We start from the raw sequence: 15617 nt of genomic DNA, 5'->3' as shown, positions 1-15617 counted from the left end.
CAGGGAGGAGCGGTCTCCCCCGGACCGCTTCCTGGAGGGACATTGAAAACGTTGCAGACGCTGGCCCTGACGGGCCTGACCGCTCTTTCCGCGCCCGCTTGGGCCGGGGACTTCGTGGATACCCGTTTGTCGTTCGTCTTCGCGGACGACAACGTGCTTGCGGGCGCGGGTGAAACCACGCCCAACAGCCCCAACGCGCGCTTTGGCGCGGGAAACCAGAACACGCAGTTCTACGACAACTTCAACACCAAGTTCTCCGGCTTCGAGTCGCTGTCGAACGTGGTGCTCTACAAGCGCATGCCGGCGTTCTTCGAGGGCCTCACCACCGAGGCGGCCCTCACGCTGCTGGTGCTGGAGCGGCCCTCGGGCGGCGTCGACATCCTCGACAACTCCAGCTACGTGCGCCTGAACTACCAGCCGCCCGGCTGGGGTGAGAAGGAAGGCCTGTCGCTCACCGGCTTCCCGGTGTCCGCGGACCGCTTCCGTCTGGGGTACGCGTACCGCATCTCCTGGGGCGGCAGCCCCATCTTCACCAACCGCGCCACCGCGGCGGGCGTGCCGGGCGCCAAGCTCCAGCTCACGCGTGACCGCTGGTACGCCTACCTCGGCGGCAAGACGGCACTGGTGCTCAACGACCTCGTGCTGGAGCAGGAGACGCTCTACGGCGTGATGGGCGGCGCGGGCTGGGACATCCTGGAGACGCTGCGCGTGGAGGCCGGCGGCGGCTTCTTCCAGAAGGGCATCGTCCCGGGCCTGGCCAACCAGGGCATCGAGGCGAGCGTCAACGCCGCGGGCGTGTCCGGGCAGATCGTCTACCACGTGGGTGTGCCGGTCGGCACGAGCATCGACTTCCGGCTCTACAAGAACGATCCGGAGATCTACCAGCGCTTCTTCGCGCCGGAGCAGTACCCGGGCGGCCTGTCCTACTCCGTGTCGCTGGAGGGCAGCTACCTGACGCAGACGCTGGAGGATCCGGACACGTTCGGCGCCACCAAGCCCCAGGGCGCCACGGCCGCCGCGCTGCAGGGGCGCGCGAAGTACAACCTGTGGCGCTTCAACGTGCTGGCGCTCTACCGCAGCCTGTCCTTCATCCAGTTCGACGTGCCGGGCCTCCCGCCGTTCAAGGACTTCCCGTCCGGCACGGAGCTGAAGCCGGAGATGTTCTTCGCGGTGGGCGCGGACTACCACCTGCCCCGGCTGCACCTGACCCCGGGCTTCATCCTGGGCGTGCAGCAGCCGGCCTCCTTCCGCAGCCCGGATCCGTCGCTTGGCGGCAGCAACCCGCCCATCGGCCTCACGGGCACGCGCACGGTGGTGGTGCGTGACGCCAACCAGCTGAGCATCCTGCCCGCCGAGTGCGACGGCAACGACCGCTGCGACGCGCAGGCCATCTTCTCCGCGAAGGCCACGTTCCGCTGGGACCTGTCCGAGTCCGTGGCCGCGGTGGGCGAGGTCTACTACACGTACGACACCAACCGGACCACGTTCGAGGACGACGTGACGGGCGTGGCGCAGCCGAACTTCGAGAAGCCGCACGCGCTGGGCTTCAACACGCTGCTGCAGGCGCGCTTCTAGCCGTCACCGCTGTTCGCCAGTCTTCGCAAGTCCGGGGGGCCCGCCGTGCAGCACGGCGGGCTCTTCGTGTTTCCGGGGGGCCGCCTCAGGAGGCGGACGTCATGCGCACGACTTCGTCGAACGCGGTGAGGCCCTGGGCCAGCTTGCGCACGGCGGCCTCGCGCAGGGTGCGCATGCCGCTCTTGCGCGCCGCCTTCACCAGCTCCGCGTGGGGCGCGTCATTGGCGATGAGCTCCCGCACCTCGTGCGTGGTGGAGACGATTTCGAAGACGCCGGTGCGGCCCGAGTAGCCGGTGCCCCGGCACCTCACGCACCCCACGCCCTTCATCAGCCGCACCCCGCCCGGGAGCAGCGGCAGGGGCGCCTGGAGGGCCTGCAATTCGTCCGACGTGAGCACCGCCTCGTCCGCGCAGTGGACGCAGACGCGCCGGAGGAGGCGCTGGGCCATGACGCCCAGCAGGCTCTGCGCCAGCAGGAAGGCCGGCACGCCCAGGTCCTTCATGCGCGCCACCGCGCCCAGGGCGTCGTTGGTGTGCAGCGTGGAGAGCACCAGGTGGCCGGTGAGCGCGGCCTGGAGCGCGTTCTCCGCCGTCTCCGCGTCGCGGATCTCCCCCACCATGATGACGTCCGGGTCCTGGCGCAGGATGTGGCGCAGCGCCCCCGCGAAGTCCAGGCCCACCTTGGGCTGCACCTGCACCTGGTTGAAGGCGTCCCACACCATCTCGATGGGGTCTTCAATCGTGGTGACGTTGACGTCCGGGCCCGCCACCGCCTTGAGGGCGGAGTACAGCGTCGTCGTCTTGCCGCTGCCCGTGGGGCCCGTCACCAGGATGAGGCCGTGGGGCTGATCAATCCATGACTCGAAGTGGCCCTTCTCGTCCGGCTCGAAGCCCAGCTGGGCGATGTCCTGCACCAGCGTCTCCGGGTCGAAGATGCGGATGACCACCTTCTCGCCGAAGGCGGTGGGCAGCGTGGAGACGCGCAGCTCCACCTCGCGGCCGTCGCGCTCCGTCTTGATGCGGCCGTCCTGGGGGCGGCGCTTCTCGGAGATGTCGATGCGCGACAGCATCTTCACGCGCGACACGATGGGCGCGTGCACCTGCGCGGGCAGCGTGTAGACGGGGTGCAGCACCCCGTCGATGCGCAGCCGCACCACGCTGGTGGCGCGCTTGGGTTCGACGTGGATGTCCGACGCGCGGTTGTCGAACGCGTAGCGCAGCAGGTAGTCCACGGCCTGCACCACCGGCCGGTCCGACGCCTCCAGCTCCTGGGTGCCGCTGAGCGACACCAGTTGCTCGAAGTTGCCCATCTGCGTCTGCGCGCCGCCGAAGTCGTCCGCGGCGCGCGCCAGCGTCTTCTTGAAGCCGTAGATGTCCGCGATGGACTTGAGGATGTCCGTCTTCGCCGACAGCACCGGCTCCACCGGTTCGCCGGTGAGCCGGTGGAAGCTCTCGAAGAGCTCGCGGTCGAAGGGGTTGGCCACCGCCACGCGCAGCCGGCCCTGCTCGGTGCGCTCCAGGGGCAGCAGCACGTGCTTCTGCGCGTAGGGCCGCGACACCGTGCGGGTGGCCAGCGCCATGTCCATCTTCAGCGGGTCCAGCTTCCGGTACTCCAGCCCCGCCGCGCGCGCGGCCGCCTCCGTCACGCGGTCCTCGTCCAGCACGCCCCGCCCGCCTGGCGCGGGAATCTGGAAGGCCGCGATGACCTCCACGGGCGAGACGTCGTAGCGGGCGGCGTCCTTGCCCGCCCCACCCTGCTGCTTGAGGACGCGGGCCCTCGCCGCGGGCTCGCGCGCCAGCACCTCCTGCGCCTGCTGCGGGGTGAGCAGGCGCTGGGCCACCATCGCCTCCAGCAGGAAGGCGACGGTGAAGTCAGCGCTGCTCCGGGACGGGGCGTTGCCTCCGGGGGGTGCCGCCTGGGTCAACCGTTCCTCCTTCTGCGGGTGGCCAGGAGCAACACCCCGAGCCCCGCGAGGAATGCCGCGGCGGACGCGGGCGCGCCCTGGCAACCACAGCCATCCGGCCCGTCCGACGGGCCGCCCGTCCCGCCGTCGGTGGGCGGGGGCGGAGGCTGCGTCCCACCGTCGCCGCACAGCGCGCAGGTGCCGCCGTCCGTCTTGGTGAAGGGGTCGTAGCACCGGCCGCTGTTGTCACACGCGAGCCCGTTGGGGCAGTCCTGGCTGTTGCGGCAGCTGGCCAGACAGGCCGCGCTCTCCCCGAACGGCGTGCACTGGAGCGGAGAGGAGCAGGTGCCCTCCTCGCAGTCGCGGAAGCAGAAGCGCTGGCCGCCGGTGCCGGCGGGGCGGCAGGTGTTGCCCGGGGCGCAGGTGCAGGTGGAGACCGAACAGGCCTCCGTGCAGACGCCCTGGGGGTTGCCGTTGAGCTTCAGGCACTCCTGGTTCGTTCCGCACTCGGAGGTCTGCGTGCAGGGCTCGCCCACGCTGCGCGTGCCGGACTGCTGGGTGATGCAGGCGTGGTCACAGGTACGGCACGCATAGCCGGCCGAACCGCACTGGGCGTTGCTGGCGCAGTCCGCCACGCAGGCGTTTCCCTCCGGCAGGTTGGCGCAGGTGTAGCCGGAGCGACAGTCCCCCGTGCCCGGACGGCACTCGTCGAGACAGCGCTTGCCGATGGTGCCGACGTTCGCGCAGGTGGAGCCCAGCGGGCAGTCGGCGTTCCCCGTGCAGGACTCGGTGCAGTAGCCGCCCTTCCAGGGCGGGAAACCGCTCGTCGTGTCGGCCTCGGTGAGGCACCGGGACGCGGCCGCGCCACAGGTGCCCGCGCTCGTGCAGGGATCGCCCACCCGCGTCTCCTCGCCCACCGGGGACGGCAGACACGCGAACTGCGAGCCCGACACCACGGTCGAAGGACGGCACTGGTAGGGCGCGGGGCAGGCCCCGGGCACGCCATCCGGGCAGGCCTTGGTGCAGATCTTCAGGGCCTTGCCGCTGGTCGTGGACTGCGTGGACGCGCAGGTGAGCCCCCCCGAGCAGGGGGTGGTGTCACAGGGCGAACCCACGCCGCCCGTCTGCGGATAGCGCTGGCACAGCGCGCCCCGGTCATAGGCGGACAGCGTGCGCCGGCTCGTGCCCGGATCCAGCACGAAGTACATGACGGCGTTGTAGGTGGAGTCGTAGGTGTCGCCGAGGCCCAGGCAGTGGCCCACCTCGCGCATCACCGCCGTCTGGATGTCGACGAAGCCCGCCGGCGTGGGCGCTGCGGTCGTGAAGCGGTAGTCCGCGGCGTTGAGGAAGATGTCGCACTGGTAGACGTAACCGCTGTGCGTCAGCGGCACCGCCTGCGCGAGGCTGGTGCCGTTGTTGAGCACGTCCACGTAGGCGGGATCCGCGCGGTCCGTCACCCAGATGGCCGCCACGTTGAAGCTGTCCAGCCGGTCCTTCACGTCCGCGATGGGGACGGAGGTGGAGCGCCCCTTGTACGTGAACGCGGGCCAGGCGCAGGTGACGTCCTGCCACGCCTGGAACGCGGCCTGCACCGCGGTCTCCACGCGCGCCAGGTCATTGTCACCGGGCCGGGCGTTGCGCGCGTCCAGGTAGAAGGAGAACGGATCCTGGCTGCTGTTGAGCACCCAGTGGTTCAAGTACTGGTAGTCGTTCGGACCCTGCGCGCTCGCGGTCGCGGCCAGCGCCAGGACCCCGAGCAGGAAGACACTCCGCTGCAACCCACGATTCATCACCCGCACCTCTTCGCGTCACGTCGCGCGGGCGCCGGTCTGGCACCCGGAGCGTCACCGGGCGGACAGTCTAACCGCGAACCGCCCGCACGGTGGCATCCACCAGCGCCTCGGGCGTGGGGCGCTCCGCGATGGCGGCCACGTCGAGTCCCAGCTGCGCGAGCGCGGTCGCCGTCGTCGGGCCGATGGCCACCACCTTCGCCGAAGCGAGGGGCTCGCGGCCCGCGCCCTCCAGGAAGGCCTCCGCGGTGCGCGGCGAGGCGAAGAGCACCACCTGGGGCGGCGCTTCGGACAGGTGGGCCAGGGCCTCCGGCGGCAGGGGCGCGGGGGTGGAGCGGTAGGCCGTCACGCGTGTCACGCGCACGCCCAGGTCGCGCAGGCCGTCCTCCAGCTCCCGCCGGCCCTCTTCCGCCGAGGGCAGCAGCACGTCGTCATCAGGGCCCAGCAGGTCTCGCAGCGCGGTGAACAGCGCCGCTCCGGTGCCTTCCGCGGGCTCGGCGGCCACCGTCAGGCCAAAGGCCTCCACCGTCCTCGCGGTGCGCGGCCCCACCGCGGCCAGCTTCACGCGGGACAGCCGGTCCAGGGTGCCCGCGAGCCGCAGGGCCTCCAGGAACGCCTCCACGGCGGAGGGGCTCGCGAACACCACCCAGTGGTAGCGCTGCACGTGCTCGGCCGCGGACGCGAGCGGCCGGGGGTCCTCCGGGGGCCGCAGCTCCAGGAGCGGAAGGCTGAAGACCTCCGCGCCCTCGTCCTCCAGGAGGAAGCACAGCTCCTCGGCGCGCTCACGCGGGCGCGTCACCAACACTCGGATGCCTTCCAGTCGCCGGTCCACGGGCCGGCACTCTAGGCGCGGGACGTGTCGTCGCGGCGGCCGAAATCGCGCAGGATGTCACCCGCCCCGCGCGACAGCAGCTCCTCCGCGAGCGCCTCACCCAGTCGCTCCGCCTCCGGGACGGGGCCCTTCACCTCGCCCCGCACCACCCGGGTGCCGTCGGGACGGCCCACCAGCCCGCGCAGGTGGACCTGTCCGTCCACCACCGTGGCGTGGCCCGCCAGGGGCACCGTGCAGCCGCCCTCCAGCTTCGCCAGGAAGGCGCGCTCGGCCCGCACCGCGCCGCGCGTGGTGAGGTCCTCCAGGGGCGCGAGCAGCGCGCGCACGTCCGCGTCCGCTTCGCGGCACTGGATGGCCAGCACGCCCTGCCCCACCGCGGGCAGGCTGTCCGCCACGGACACCACCTCCGTGATGTGGTGCTCCAGGCCCAGCCGCTTGAGCCCCGCCGCGGCGAGCATCGCGCCCGCGAGCTTCAAATCCCGCGTCTTCTGCAGCCGCGTCTGCACGTTGCCGCGCAGGGAGACGATCTCCAGGTCCGGACGGCGCGAGCGCAGGATGCAGCTGCGGCGCAGCGACGACGTGCCCACCCGGGCGCCCGGCGGAAGCAGTGCCAGCGTGTAGCCCTCCGGGCTGCAGAACGCGTCGCGCGGGTCCTCGCGCGCCGGCACCGCCGCCAATATCAACCCGTCCGGGAACACCGACGTCATGTCCTTGAGGCTGTGCACCGCCACGTCCGCGCGGCCGTCGAGCAGGGCCTGTTCAATCTCCTTCACGAACAGGCCCTTGCCGCCCACGGCGGACAGCGGCGCGGACAGGAAGCGGTCGCCCTCGGTGGTCATCTCCACCAGCGACACCTCCAGGCCCGGGTTGCGTTCGATGAGCAGCGAGGCCACGTGGCGCGCCTGCCAGAGCGCCAGCGGGCTCTGCCGCGTCGCGATGCGCACGGCCTTCATCGCCGGCTCCCGGTGGCCGCCACGTTCGACGCCAGCTCCGCGCCGGGCGTGGGCTCGGGGTCCGGCGCGATGGCGGCGGCCTCTTCCTCGCTGAGGCCGAACAGCTCCGCGGCGGCGCCGGCCAGACGGTTGCCCTCGCCCTGCGGACCCACGGCGCGCAGCCGCGCGGTGGGCTCGTGCAGCAGCTTGTTCACGATGGCGCGCCCCATGGCCTCGATGCTCTTGCGCTGCTTGTCGGTGAGGCCGTCGCCCAGGCCCAGCAGCGTGCGCTCCACCTCCGCGCGGGCGATGCCCTCCGCGCGCTGGCGCAGGCGGGCCAGCACCGGCATGCCGTCGCGCAGCGCACGCTCGCGGGCGAAGCGCGCCACCTCCTGCGCCACCAGCCCGCCCGCCTTGTGCGCCTCTTCCGCGCGCGCGGCGGCGTTGTCCGCGACGAACTTCTGGATGTCGTCCACGTCGTACGCGTGCACCCAGTCCAGCGTGCCCACCGCGGGGTCGATGTCTCGCGGCACCGCCAGGTCCACCATGAACAGCGGCCGGCCCCGGCGCCCCTTGCCCAGCGCCCCCACGTTCTCACGGGTGAACAGCGGCACCGGCGACGCGGTGCTCGTCACCACCACGTCCGCGGACGCCAGCAGCGTGAAGAGGTCCTCGAAGGGCCGCGCGACGCCGCCCACCTCCGCCACCAGCGCCTCCGCGCGAGCGAGCGTCCGGTTGGTCACGATGAGCGTCCCCGCACCCGCGTTCTTCAGATGCCGCGCCGCCAGCTCGCCCATCTCGCCCGCGCCCACCACCAGCACTGTCTTGTCCTTGAGCCCGTCGAACACCTTGCTCGCGAGCTGCACCGCGGCGGACGCCATGGACGTGGCCGCGCGCCCCACCGCGGTCTCCGTGCGCACGCGCTTGGCGCAGCCGAACGCCGCCGCGCACGCGCGCGTCAGCTCCCCGCGCACCGCGCCCGCGCCCTGGCCGCGCTCGAAGGCGTCCTTCACCTGACCCAATATCTGCGCCTCGCCCAGCACCATGGAGTCCAGGCTGGAGGCCACGCGGAACAGGTGCACGAGCGCCGCCTCGCCCTGGTGCTCGTACAGGTGCTCCAGCGCCTCCGCGCCGCCCAGGGCCTGCAGCGTCTCCCGCGCGCGCTCCCGCGCCTGCTCCGCGCTGGGGGCCGCCAGGTACACCTCCACGCGGTTGCACGTGGACACCCAGAGCGCCTCCACCGGCGCCTGCGCCAGCCGCTGCAACACTTCCGTCTGCCGGGCTTCCGGCAATGCCAGCCGCTCCCGGATGCCCAGGGGCGCGGTGCGGTGGGACACGCCGATACAGATGAATTCCATGGCTACGGCATCCCCGGGCCAGCGGCGGACAGATCGTAGGACGACAGGAAGGACACCAGCACCAGGCAGAAGCCGGCCATGGTCAGCAGTGCCACGCGCCGCCCGCGCCAGCCGGCGAAGATGCGCGCATTGACGAGCGCCGCGAAGACGCCCCACGCGATGAACGTCGCCAGCTGCTTGCCGTCGAAGTTCCAGGCGATGCCCGGCACCGTGGTGACGAACAGCGCCCCGGTCGCCAGGGTGAGGGACAGCGCGATGAAGCCCCACACGACCAACCGCCGGTTGAGCGTGTCCAGGAACTCCAGCGAAGGCAGCCGCGCGAAGAGCAGCCCGAAGTGCTTGGTCTTCACCTGCCGCTCCATCAACAGGTACATGACCCCCACCCCCGCCGCCACGCCAAAGGCCGTCATTCCCAGCAGCGCGATGGTGACATGCACCGGCAACAGCGGCTGACGCACCGCGGCCGGGAGCGGCGCCGGCCCGCCATGCAACAGCATGCCGACGAGCAGCACCGCCACCGCCAGGGGCGTGAGGAACGCGCCAATGACGGGCTTGCGGTAGCGCACATCCAACGCCAGGAAGAGCGCCAGCAGGAGGAAGGCGAAGGTGGACATGCCCTGCGCGGGCCCCACCAGCCGGCCTCCCTGCGCCCCCAGCAGCTCGATGAGGGCAACGCAATGCATCAGGAGCCCGGTCCCCACGAGCACCCGCCCGGTGATGGCGAGCACCTGCGACTGGCGGACCAGGTAGGCGAGGTAGACGAGCGCTGCCAGCCCGTAGGCGTGGCAGGCGAGTGAGACGAGCGTGTGGCTCATGGCGGCAGGCTCATAACCACGGCCGAGGGGGCAATCAGCCCGACCTCAGCCCATTTTATCGAGAATGAAGGCCGCCAGCAGATCGGTCTCCGAGTTGGGCTTGCGCTCCGGAGAAGGAGCGCCCACTTCCGCCACATAGCCTGGAACGACCTCGTACGCGGAGTCCCCCACCAGGATGGAGTCGGCCATCTGTTCGGCCCCCAGCCGGGCGAGCTGCTCCTCCGTCTTCACCTTGGCCACCAGCTGGTGCGTGTCCTCGCCCGACACCAGCTGCACGACGTGGACGGCGGGGGTGAGGGGCCAGTCGCCCCCGCCCTCGACGGCCACGACCAGCCGGCCTTCGCGCAGGTCTGCTTTGTCCGCCAGGGCCCACTCCTCGAGCTGCGCCTGGGACAGGAAGAGCTTCGTCACCCCCACAGCCTACACCAGCGCCCTCCCGCGCGGGCCCGCGAAATGGTCCCCGCCACCCGGGCCCGGGCAGGGCCGGGGCCGGGCCCCACGCAAGGCGCCCCGGGGGCCTTGAAACAGCCCCCTGGAACGACACCCGGGCGTGCGCCGCGCGGACGGCCCCTCCCGCCCCCGTCCGGGCTCCCAACCAGACACCCGCGTGTGACACGCCGCGGGCGACCTCTGTCTGTAGAAAGACAACTCACCGCGACGGTAAGGGTTTTCACTTACCGGGTGCGGACCGCCCCCTCACGACACGTTTCTCTTGAGTTGAGACAAACGCCCTGTCAGGACGGATGGGCGATCCTCCCGTCTTGTTTTGTTCAACAGACATTGAAATTGCATTGCGAGTCAAACACGACCCTGACGTGTCTTGTTGACAGAGTTCGCCACACCAGACAGAAGACAAGAGTACACGCCTGTCTTGATTGGCGAGTTTCAACAGGAGTTTTTCATGGCACGCCTTCGCAAAGAATTGACCTCGCAAGCGCCGCTGACCCCTGCCCTGACGTCGTGGGCGGAGGCATTGGGTGACGCCATCGGCCGCGGCATGCTGCGCGCGCTGAACACGGGGATGCCGGTCATGGGAAGTGTCGCGCCGTCGCCGGGCAACGGCGCGGTGATGGCGGGCCGCCGCCGGGGTCGTCCGCCGAAGACGGTCGCGGGCGGGCCGGTGCCCATGGACCGCCGCTGCACCGTCAGTGGCTGCACCCGCGAGCAGCGCTCCAAGGGCCTGTGCTCCGCGCACTACCAGGCCGAGCGCCGCCGGCAGATCGCCACCGGCAAGCCCGCCTGAGCACCCGGAGTCCTACTCACCGCGCCAGGGGTCTCCGGGCGTGGTGGCCTTGAGCAGCTCCCAGGCCGCCATCACGTCGATGACCCGCTCCAGCTCATTGGGCAGGGAGCGGGCGCGCTGGGATTTGAGGTAGTCCTCCGTGAAGGCACGCAGGCGTGCGCCCAGGAAGAGCCGGGCCAGCGCGACCTCCGTCTGACCGGAGAAGTCCAGGAAGCGCAGGGCGAAGCCGCTGCGGCCCTCCTCCTCCGGGCCGCGCTCCTCCCGGACGATCTCCGCGCGGGTCTCCACGGGAGCCGCGCCCTCCTCCAGCGCGAAGCGGGCGCGCACCACGGTGCCCATGGGCAGGAAGAACGTGCTCGCGAGGAAGGCGCCGCTGACGCTCACGTTGATGGAGACGAGGTTGGCGGAGAAGCGCCGGCCACCCTCCCCGTCATCCATCCACAGGTCGAAGTGCGTGGCCAGCCGCGCGCGCGGGAAGTGCCGGTGCTCCGGCTCCCCCTGGTTCATCTCGATGCGCGGGGCGGCGGATGGGCGTGGGGCTTCCGCGCCGGCCAACTCCTGAACGCCCGTGCTCGCCTTCACGGCACCCTTGCGCTGCACCATCGAACCCTCCGGCCGTCGTCAGAACATGTGACGGCGCATGCTGATGTTCACCAGCAGCCCGATGCACAACATCACCGACAGCATCGAGGAGCCGCCGTAGCTCATGAGGGGCAGCGTGATGCCCGTCACCGGCAACAGGCCAATGACCATGCCGATGTTTTCGAACACCTGCCAGAAAAGTGTGGCCACCACCCCCACGGCGACGAACGCTCCGAAGCGGTCCCGCGCGCTGAAGCCCACCCCCAGCCCGAGGATGAAGATGCCGCCGTAGAGCAGCAGCAGCAGCAGGCAGGAGAAGAACCCGTGCTCCTCGGCCCACACGGAAAAGATGAAGTCCGTGTGCTGCTCCGGCAGGAAGCGCAGGCCCGTCTGGGTCCCCTCGCGCCAGCCCTTGCCGGTGAGCCCGCCGCTTCCCACGGCGATCTTCGACTGCGCGGCGTGGTAGCCCGAGCCGCGCAGGTCCGCCTCCGGATCCAACCACCCGGAGATGCGCTGGCTCTGGTGCTTCTTGAGGTGGTGGCGCACGACGGTGCTGCGCGGCTCCGGCATCTCGCGCACGTAGTCGTTCCAGATGATGAGGCCGCCCACGAGCACGCCCAGCACCAGCGTGCCGGCCAGGTACCAGCGCACCTTGCCGAAGAGGATGACGGTGCCCGAGGACAGGAAGATCATCAGCGCGGTGCCCAGGTCCGGCTGCACCAGCACCAGCACGAAGGGCACCATCACCACCAGCACCGGCTTCCACAGGCGCACGAGCCCGTAGGACGGTTGGTTGGGCTGGAAGTCGTCGTGGTAGACCTTGGCGAGCATCAGCACGACGCCAATCTTCATGAACTCCGCGGGCTGCAGGCGGAACGGGCCGATGATGAACCAGCTCTCCGCGCCCTTCGCCGTGTGCCCGAAGACGCGCAGCGCCAGGAGCCCCAGGATGTTGAGCACGTAGATGGGGAAGGCCATCCGTTGGATCCAACGGTAGTCCACCAGGCACACCATCAGGACGGCGCCCAGGCCCACGCCCAGGTAGAGCGCCTGGCTGGTCCACACAGGCGCCATGGGGGGCCGGGACGCGGACGCCAGGTTCCAGATGCCCAGCAGGCACACGCCCATGACGCACACCACGAGCCCCCAGGGCACGTGGGGCATCATCCGGCGCTCAATCCGCAGTTGCACTGTCGTCTCCGGTTTCCGAGGGCGGCTGCATGGGTTCACCCGGCAGGTTCACGCGGGGCGGCGGCACCACGGCGCGCGTGAGCGCGGACGCGTCCAGGCTGGGCGCCGGCGGCAGCGACGGCGTGTAGGGCTGGTTGGCGCGGGGCGGCGGCGACGTGGCGTCCTGGGCCTTCAATTCGAAGTACTTGCGCATCACGGCCATCGCCGTGGGCGCCGCGTCCACGCCACCGTGGCCGCCGTGCTCGTTGAGCACCACCACGGCCAGCTCCGGCTTGTCCGCCGGCGCGAAGCCCGCGAACCACGCGTGGTCGCGCTCGAAGTAGCTCATCTGGTGCGTCTTCAATCGCACGGTGCCGATGCGCGCCACCTGCGCGGTGCCCGTCTTCGCCGCGATGGACATCTCCTGCGGGATGCCCGACTTCATCCTCGCGCGGTAGGCGGTGCCACCGGGCTCCTGCGCCACCGCGACGAGGCCCTCCACGATGGCCTTCAGGTGCGCGGGGTTCATGTCCACGCGGCTCACCACCTCCGGCTTGAACTCCTCCATCACCTGGCCGTCCAGGTTCTCCAGCCGCTGCACCATCTGCGGCTTGTAGAGCTTCCCGCCGTTGGCGACGGCCGCGTACACCAGCGCGAGCTGCAGGGGCGTCACGTTGTCGTCGCCCTGCCCGATGGCGCTGTTGAGCGCCATGCCCTTGGTGTAGCCGCCGGGGGACGCTTTGTCGTGGTACGCGCTGGACGGCATGATGCCGGGCACCTCCGCCACCACGCCGATGCCGGTGGGGCGGCCCAGGCCCAGCGACTTGCCCATCTCCGCGATGGGGTCCAGGCCGATGGTGTCCGCCACCTTGTAGAACCACGAGTCGCACGACGCCTTCATCGCGTTCTTGCCGTCCAGCGGCCCGTGGCCGCTGTCCTTGTGGCAGCGCCAGACGCGCGCGCCCAGCCGGTAGCCGCCGGAGCAGTTCACCACCGTCTCCGGGCGGAACACGCCGGACTTGAAGGCGGCCAGCTGGGTGACGACCTTGAACGTGGAGCCCGGGCTGTAGTGCTCGGCCGCCACGCGGTTGATCATCGGGTGCAGGGGGTCGCGCGCCAGCGTCGCCATCTGCGACGGCGTCACGCGGCCCGTCAGGAGGTTGGGGTCGAAGCCGGGCCGGGACACCAGCGCCTTGATGAAGCCGGTGTTCACATCGATGGCCACCACCGCGCCCGTCACGCCCGGGAAGGCGCGCTCCGCCTCTTCCTGCAGGCGCATGTCCAGGGAGAGCACCACGTTGCTGCCGGCCGTGGGCGGAATCACCGCGTGCTCGCCCAGCTTGTCGTTGAGCTCTTCAATCGTCTGGCCGCGCGCGTTCACCACTTCCTTGCGCACGCCGTCCTGCCCGCGCAGCTTGGACTCGAAGTAGCGCTCCAGGCCGCGCCGGCCGATGTAGTCACCCAGCGCGTACTTCGCGCCGTCCCCGTTGAGGCGCTCCAGCTCCTCCTGGGTGATTTCGTTCATGTAGCCCAGCACGTGCGACAGCACCGTGTCCGCGCGGTAGTTGCGGTGCGGCACGGGCACCACCTCCACGCCGTCCAGGATGTCGCGCCGGGCGTTGAGCCGGTCGTACTCGTCGCGCGTCAGGTCCACCCGCACGGGCACCGGCATGAAGGGCGCGTTGCGGCGGCTCGCGCGCACCAGGTCCTCAATCTTCTTGCGCTGCTCGGGGTCCCACTGGAGCAGCTCTCCCAGGCGGGGAATCACCTGCTCGAAGCAGTCCGTGCAGAAGGCCGGCGTCACGAACGCATCGAAGGAGGGGCGGCTGTCCACCAGGATGGTGCCGCGCGCGTCCTTGATGACGCCGCGGTCGGCGCGCAGGCGCACCTCCTTCACGAAGTTCGCCACGCTCTTGGCGGCGTACTCTTCATGCCGGATGAGCTGCAGGCGGTAGAGCTGGATGGCCAGCGCCACGATGCCCAGCGACATCGCCAGGCCCAGCCACAGGAAGCGGCGCTTGAGGTCGCGGCCCGGGGTGGTGTTGCCAATCGTCGGAGGCGTCAACGGAGCATCCCCGCCGGACGCTCCTGGGCCACTTCGAAGCGCTTGAAGAGCGGGAAGAGCAGCAGCGCCGCCGCGCCCGTGAGCGCCAGCTGCACCGGCATGCCCGCCAGCAGCGGCGTCGTGGAGCCCTCCTTCACCGTGAGCCAGGTGAAGAACGTGGACAGCAGGGCGTGCATCAGGTCCGCGCCCATGGCGAACAGCGCGAAGGCCACCGGGCCGCGCACGTCCACGAACGACGCCACCAGCCGGCCCACGAGGAAGATGAACACGGCCAGGAACGTGAACAGGCCGGTGGGCTGGCCGCTCATCAGGTCCAGCAGGTAGCCCACCGCGAAGGCGGAGCACGCCCCCTCGGTGAGGCTTGCCCGGAGCGCGAGGAAGGCCACCAGCACCACCGTGACGTCCACGCGGCCCAGCACCAGCCCCGCCTGCTGGACGAACACCGACTCCAACGTGAGCAACGCCAGGGCCAGGGCCACTGTCACCAGGAACTTCATTTCTGCGCGCCTTCCGCCGAGGCCCCACCGGAGGCCATCGCACTGTAGGGGCTGCCTACCACGAGCACTTCCTCCAGACGGCTGGTGTCCACCGCCGGCTGGATGTCCGCGCCCTGGAACATGCCGTGTTCCTTCTTCTCCAGCTGCGTCACCCGCCCCACCACCAGCCCCGGCGGATAGATGCCGTCCGTGCCGGAGGTGATGATGAGGTCGCCGTCCTCCACGTCCTCCGTGCGCAGCATGTTCTCCAACTGCAGGGGGCCGTTGCCCGCGCCCGCCGCCGTGCCGCGCGCCCGCGAGCGCTGCACCCGGACGGCCACCCGGCTCTGCGGGTCCGTCACCAGCGCCACGTCCGCGTAGCCCCCCGTGGACCGGATGACCTGCCCGACGATGCCGTCCGGCGTCACCACCGACATGCCCCGGAACACCCCGTCCTTCTCGCCGCTGCTGATCCGCACCGACAGGAGCTTCGCCACCGGGTTGACGCCCACCACCCGGGCCGGAATCTCCGGCCCCGGCGCGGCCTCCGCGTACGCCAGCAGCTTGCGCAGCCGCCCGTTCTCCGAGCGCGCCTCGCCCAGCACCTGCACCGTGGCCCTCAGCTGCAGGTTCTCCAAACGCAGCGCGTCATTGTCCTGCCGCACCCCGCGCAGGTCCAGGTAGTTGCGCACGGTGCCGACGAGGCCGTCGATGCCGGCGGTGAGGCCCTGCTGCACGGGGGCCGTCAGGGCGATGACGCCCCGGTCGATGAAGTTCGGGTCGCGGCCCCGCCGGCCGCCCAGCAGGAAGGCGCCGAGCGGATACAGCAGGAGGGCGGCCACGAGGAGGAAGCGGCGGTACCGCTTGAGAAGAGAC

At 70.8% G+C, this 15617-nt stretch carries 14 protein-coding genes; 2 read left to right on the top strand and 12 right to left on the bottom strand.

Features of this window, described 5'->3' with window-relative positions; all coding sequences use genetic code 11:
• Nucleotides 1-42: 42 nt before the first annotated feature.
• Nucleotides 43-1575 carry a hypothetical protein gene (locus D7V93_RS06475; RefSeq protein WP_208722932.1) on the top strand — a complete coding sequence of 511 codons (1533 nt, stop codon included), beginning with the start codon at nt 43-45 and terminating at the stop codon, nt 1573-1575.
• 85 nt (nt 1576-1660) lie between these two features.
• On the opposite strand, the gene D7V93_RS06470 is transcribed toward D7V93_RS06475, so the two are convergent.
• From D7V93_RS06470 to D7V93_RS06440, 7 genes are all read right to left on the bottom strand, one after another.
• Complete coding sequence (locus D7V93_RS06470) at nt 1661-3418, bottom strand: GspE/PulE family protein (RefSeq protein ID WP_244237144.1); 1758 nt, start codon at nt 3416-3418, stop codon at nt 1661-1663.
• Nucleotides 3419-3495: 77 nt separating this feature from the next.
• Nucleotides 3496-5268 carry an MYXO-CTERM sorting domain-containing protein gene (locus tag D7V93_RS06465; RefSeq protein ID WP_147451060.1) on the bottom strand — a complete coding sequence of 591 codons (1773 nt, stop codon included), beginning with the start codon at nt 5266-5268 and terminating at the stop codon, nt 3496-3498.
• Between the two features lie 70 nt (nt 5269-5338).
• Nucleotides 5339-6100 carry a uroporphyrinogen-III synthase gene (locus tag D7V93_RS06460; protein WP_120624450.1) on the bottom strand — a complete coding sequence of 254 codons (762 nt, stop codon included), beginning with the start codon at nt 6098-6100 and terminating at the stop codon, nt 5339-5341.
• A gap of 11 nt (nt 6101-6111) precedes the next feature.
• Nucleotides 6112-7053: a hydroxymethylbilane synthase gene (gene hemC, locus D7V93_RS06455; RefSeq protein WP_120642531.1), complete on the bottom strand. Its 942-nt coding sequence runs from the start codon at nt 7051-7053 to the stop codon at nt 6112-6114.
• On the bottom strand, nt 7050-8390 hold the full coding sequence (gene hemA / locus D7V93_RS06450; RefSeq protein ID WP_120642530.1) for a glutamyl-tRNA reductase: 1341 nt from the start codon (nt 8388-8390) through the stop codon (nt 7050-7052). The genes hemC and hemA overlap by 4 nt, the downstream gene beginning before the upstream one ends.
• Nucleotides 8391-8392: 2 nt before the next feature.
• Nucleotides 8393-9205, bottom strand: a complete 813-nt coding sequence (locus tag D7V93_RS06445) for a cytochrome C assembly family protein (protein ID WP_120642529.1) — start codon at nt 9203-9205, stop codon at nt 8393-8395.
• 45 nt (nt 9206-9250) lie between these two features.
• Nucleotides 9251-9616 (bottom strand): hypothetical protein, encoded by a 366-nt coding sequence (locus D7V93_RS06440; RefSeq protein ID WP_120642528.1) that lies wholly within the window; start codon nt 9614-9616, stop codon nt 9251-9253.
• 490 nt (nt 9617-10106) lie between these two features.
• Here D7V93_RS06440 and D7V93_RS06435 point away from each other — a divergent pair, with 490 nt between their 5' ends.
• A complete protein-coding gene (locus tag D7V93_RS06435) occupies nt 10107-10448 on the top strand; it encodes a hypothetical protein (RefSeq protein ID WP_120615650.1) in 342 nt (113 codons plus the stop codon).
• A gap of 12 nt (nt 10449-10460) precedes the next feature.
• Here the strand turns inward: D7V93_RS06435 and D7V93_RS06430 are convergent, their stop codons facing one another.
• From D7V93_RS06430 to mreC, 5 genes are all read right to left on the bottom strand, one after another.
• On the bottom strand, nt 10461-11051 hold the full coding sequence (locus D7V93_RS06430; protein WP_244237142.1) for a PilZ domain-containing protein: 591 nt from the start codon (nt 11049-11051) through the stop codon (nt 10461-10463).
• An 18-nt stretch (nt 11052-11069) separates the two neighbouring features.
• The gene (gene rodA, locus D7V93_RS06425) at nt 11070-12197 is read right to left on the bottom strand and encodes a rod shape-determining protein RodA (RefSeq protein WP_208722933.1); all 1128 of its coding nucleotides are present in this window, start codon (nt 12195-12197) and stop codon (nt 11070-11072) included.
• A gap of 7 nt (nt 12198-12204) precedes the next feature.
• Nucleotides 12205-14265 carry a penicillin-binding protein 2 gene (gene mrdA, locus D7V93_RS06420; RefSeq protein ID WP_120642526.1) on the bottom strand — a complete coding sequence of 687 codons (2061 nt, stop codon included), beginning with the start codon at nt 14263-14265 and terminating at the stop codon, nt 12205-12207.
• Nucleotides 14262-14762, bottom strand: coding sequence for a hypothetical protein (locus tag D7V93_RS06415; RefSeq protein ID WP_120642525.1), 501 nt, complete (start codon nt 14760-14762; stop codon nt 14262-14264). The genes mrdA and D7V93_RS06415 overlap by 4 nt, the downstream gene beginning before the upstream one ends.
• Nucleotides 14759-15617 (bottom strand): rod shape-determining protein MreC (gene mreC / locus D7V93_RS06410; protein WP_120642524.1); only part of this gene is annotated, 859 nt, incomplete at its 5' end. The genes D7V93_RS06415 and mreC, both read right to left, overlap by 4 nt.

Origin of the sequence: Corallococcus llansteffanensis, from assembly GCF_003612055.1 — a bacterium.
GTDB lineage: Bacteria > Myxococcota > Myxococcia > Myxococcales > Myxococcaceae > Corallococcus > Corallococcus llansteffanensis.
This window is presented reverse-complemented; position numbering and strand designations above follow the sequence as displayed.

Excerpts from the sequence above, each read along its gene's own strand:
- D7V93_RS06470 (WP_244237144.1), bottom strand. The coding sequence starts at position 3,418 with ATGGTGGCCCAGCGCCTGCTCACCCCGCAGCAGGCGCAGGAGGTGCTG.
- D7V93_RS06465 (WP_147451060.1), bottom strand. The coding sequence starts at position 5,268 with ATGAATCGTGGGTTGCAGCGGAGTGTCTTCCTGCTCGGGGTCCTGGCG.
- D7V93_RS06415 (WP_120642525.1), bottom strand. The coding sequence starts at position 14,762 with ATGAAGTTCCTGGTGACAGTGGCCCTGGCCCTGGCGTTGCTCACGTTG.
- D7V93_RS06445 (WP_120642529.1), bottom strand. The coding sequence starts at position 9,205 with ATGAGCCACACGCTCGTCTCACTCGCCTGCCACGCCTACGGGCTGGCA.
- hemC (WP_120642531.1), bottom strand. The coding sequence starts at position 7,053 with ATGAAGGCCGTGCGCATCGCGACGCGGCAGAGCCCGCTGGCGCTCTGG.
- D7V93_RS06435 (WP_120615650.1), top strand. The coding sequence starts at position 10,107 with ATGGCACGCCTTCGCAAAGAATTGACCTCGCAAGCGCCGCTGACCCCT.
- hemA (WP_120642530.1), bottom strand. The coding sequence starts at position 8,390 with ATGGAATTCATCTGTATCGGCGTGTCCCACCGCACCGCGCCCCTGGGC.
- rodA (WP_208722933.1), bottom strand. The coding sequence starts at position 12,197 with ATGATGCCCCACGTGCCCTGGGGGCTCGTGGTGTGCGTCATGGGCGTG.
- D7V93_RS06430 (WP_244237142.1), bottom strand. The coding sequence starts at position 11,051 with ATGGTGCAGCGCAAGGGTGCCGTGAAGGCGAGCACGGGCGTTCAGGAG.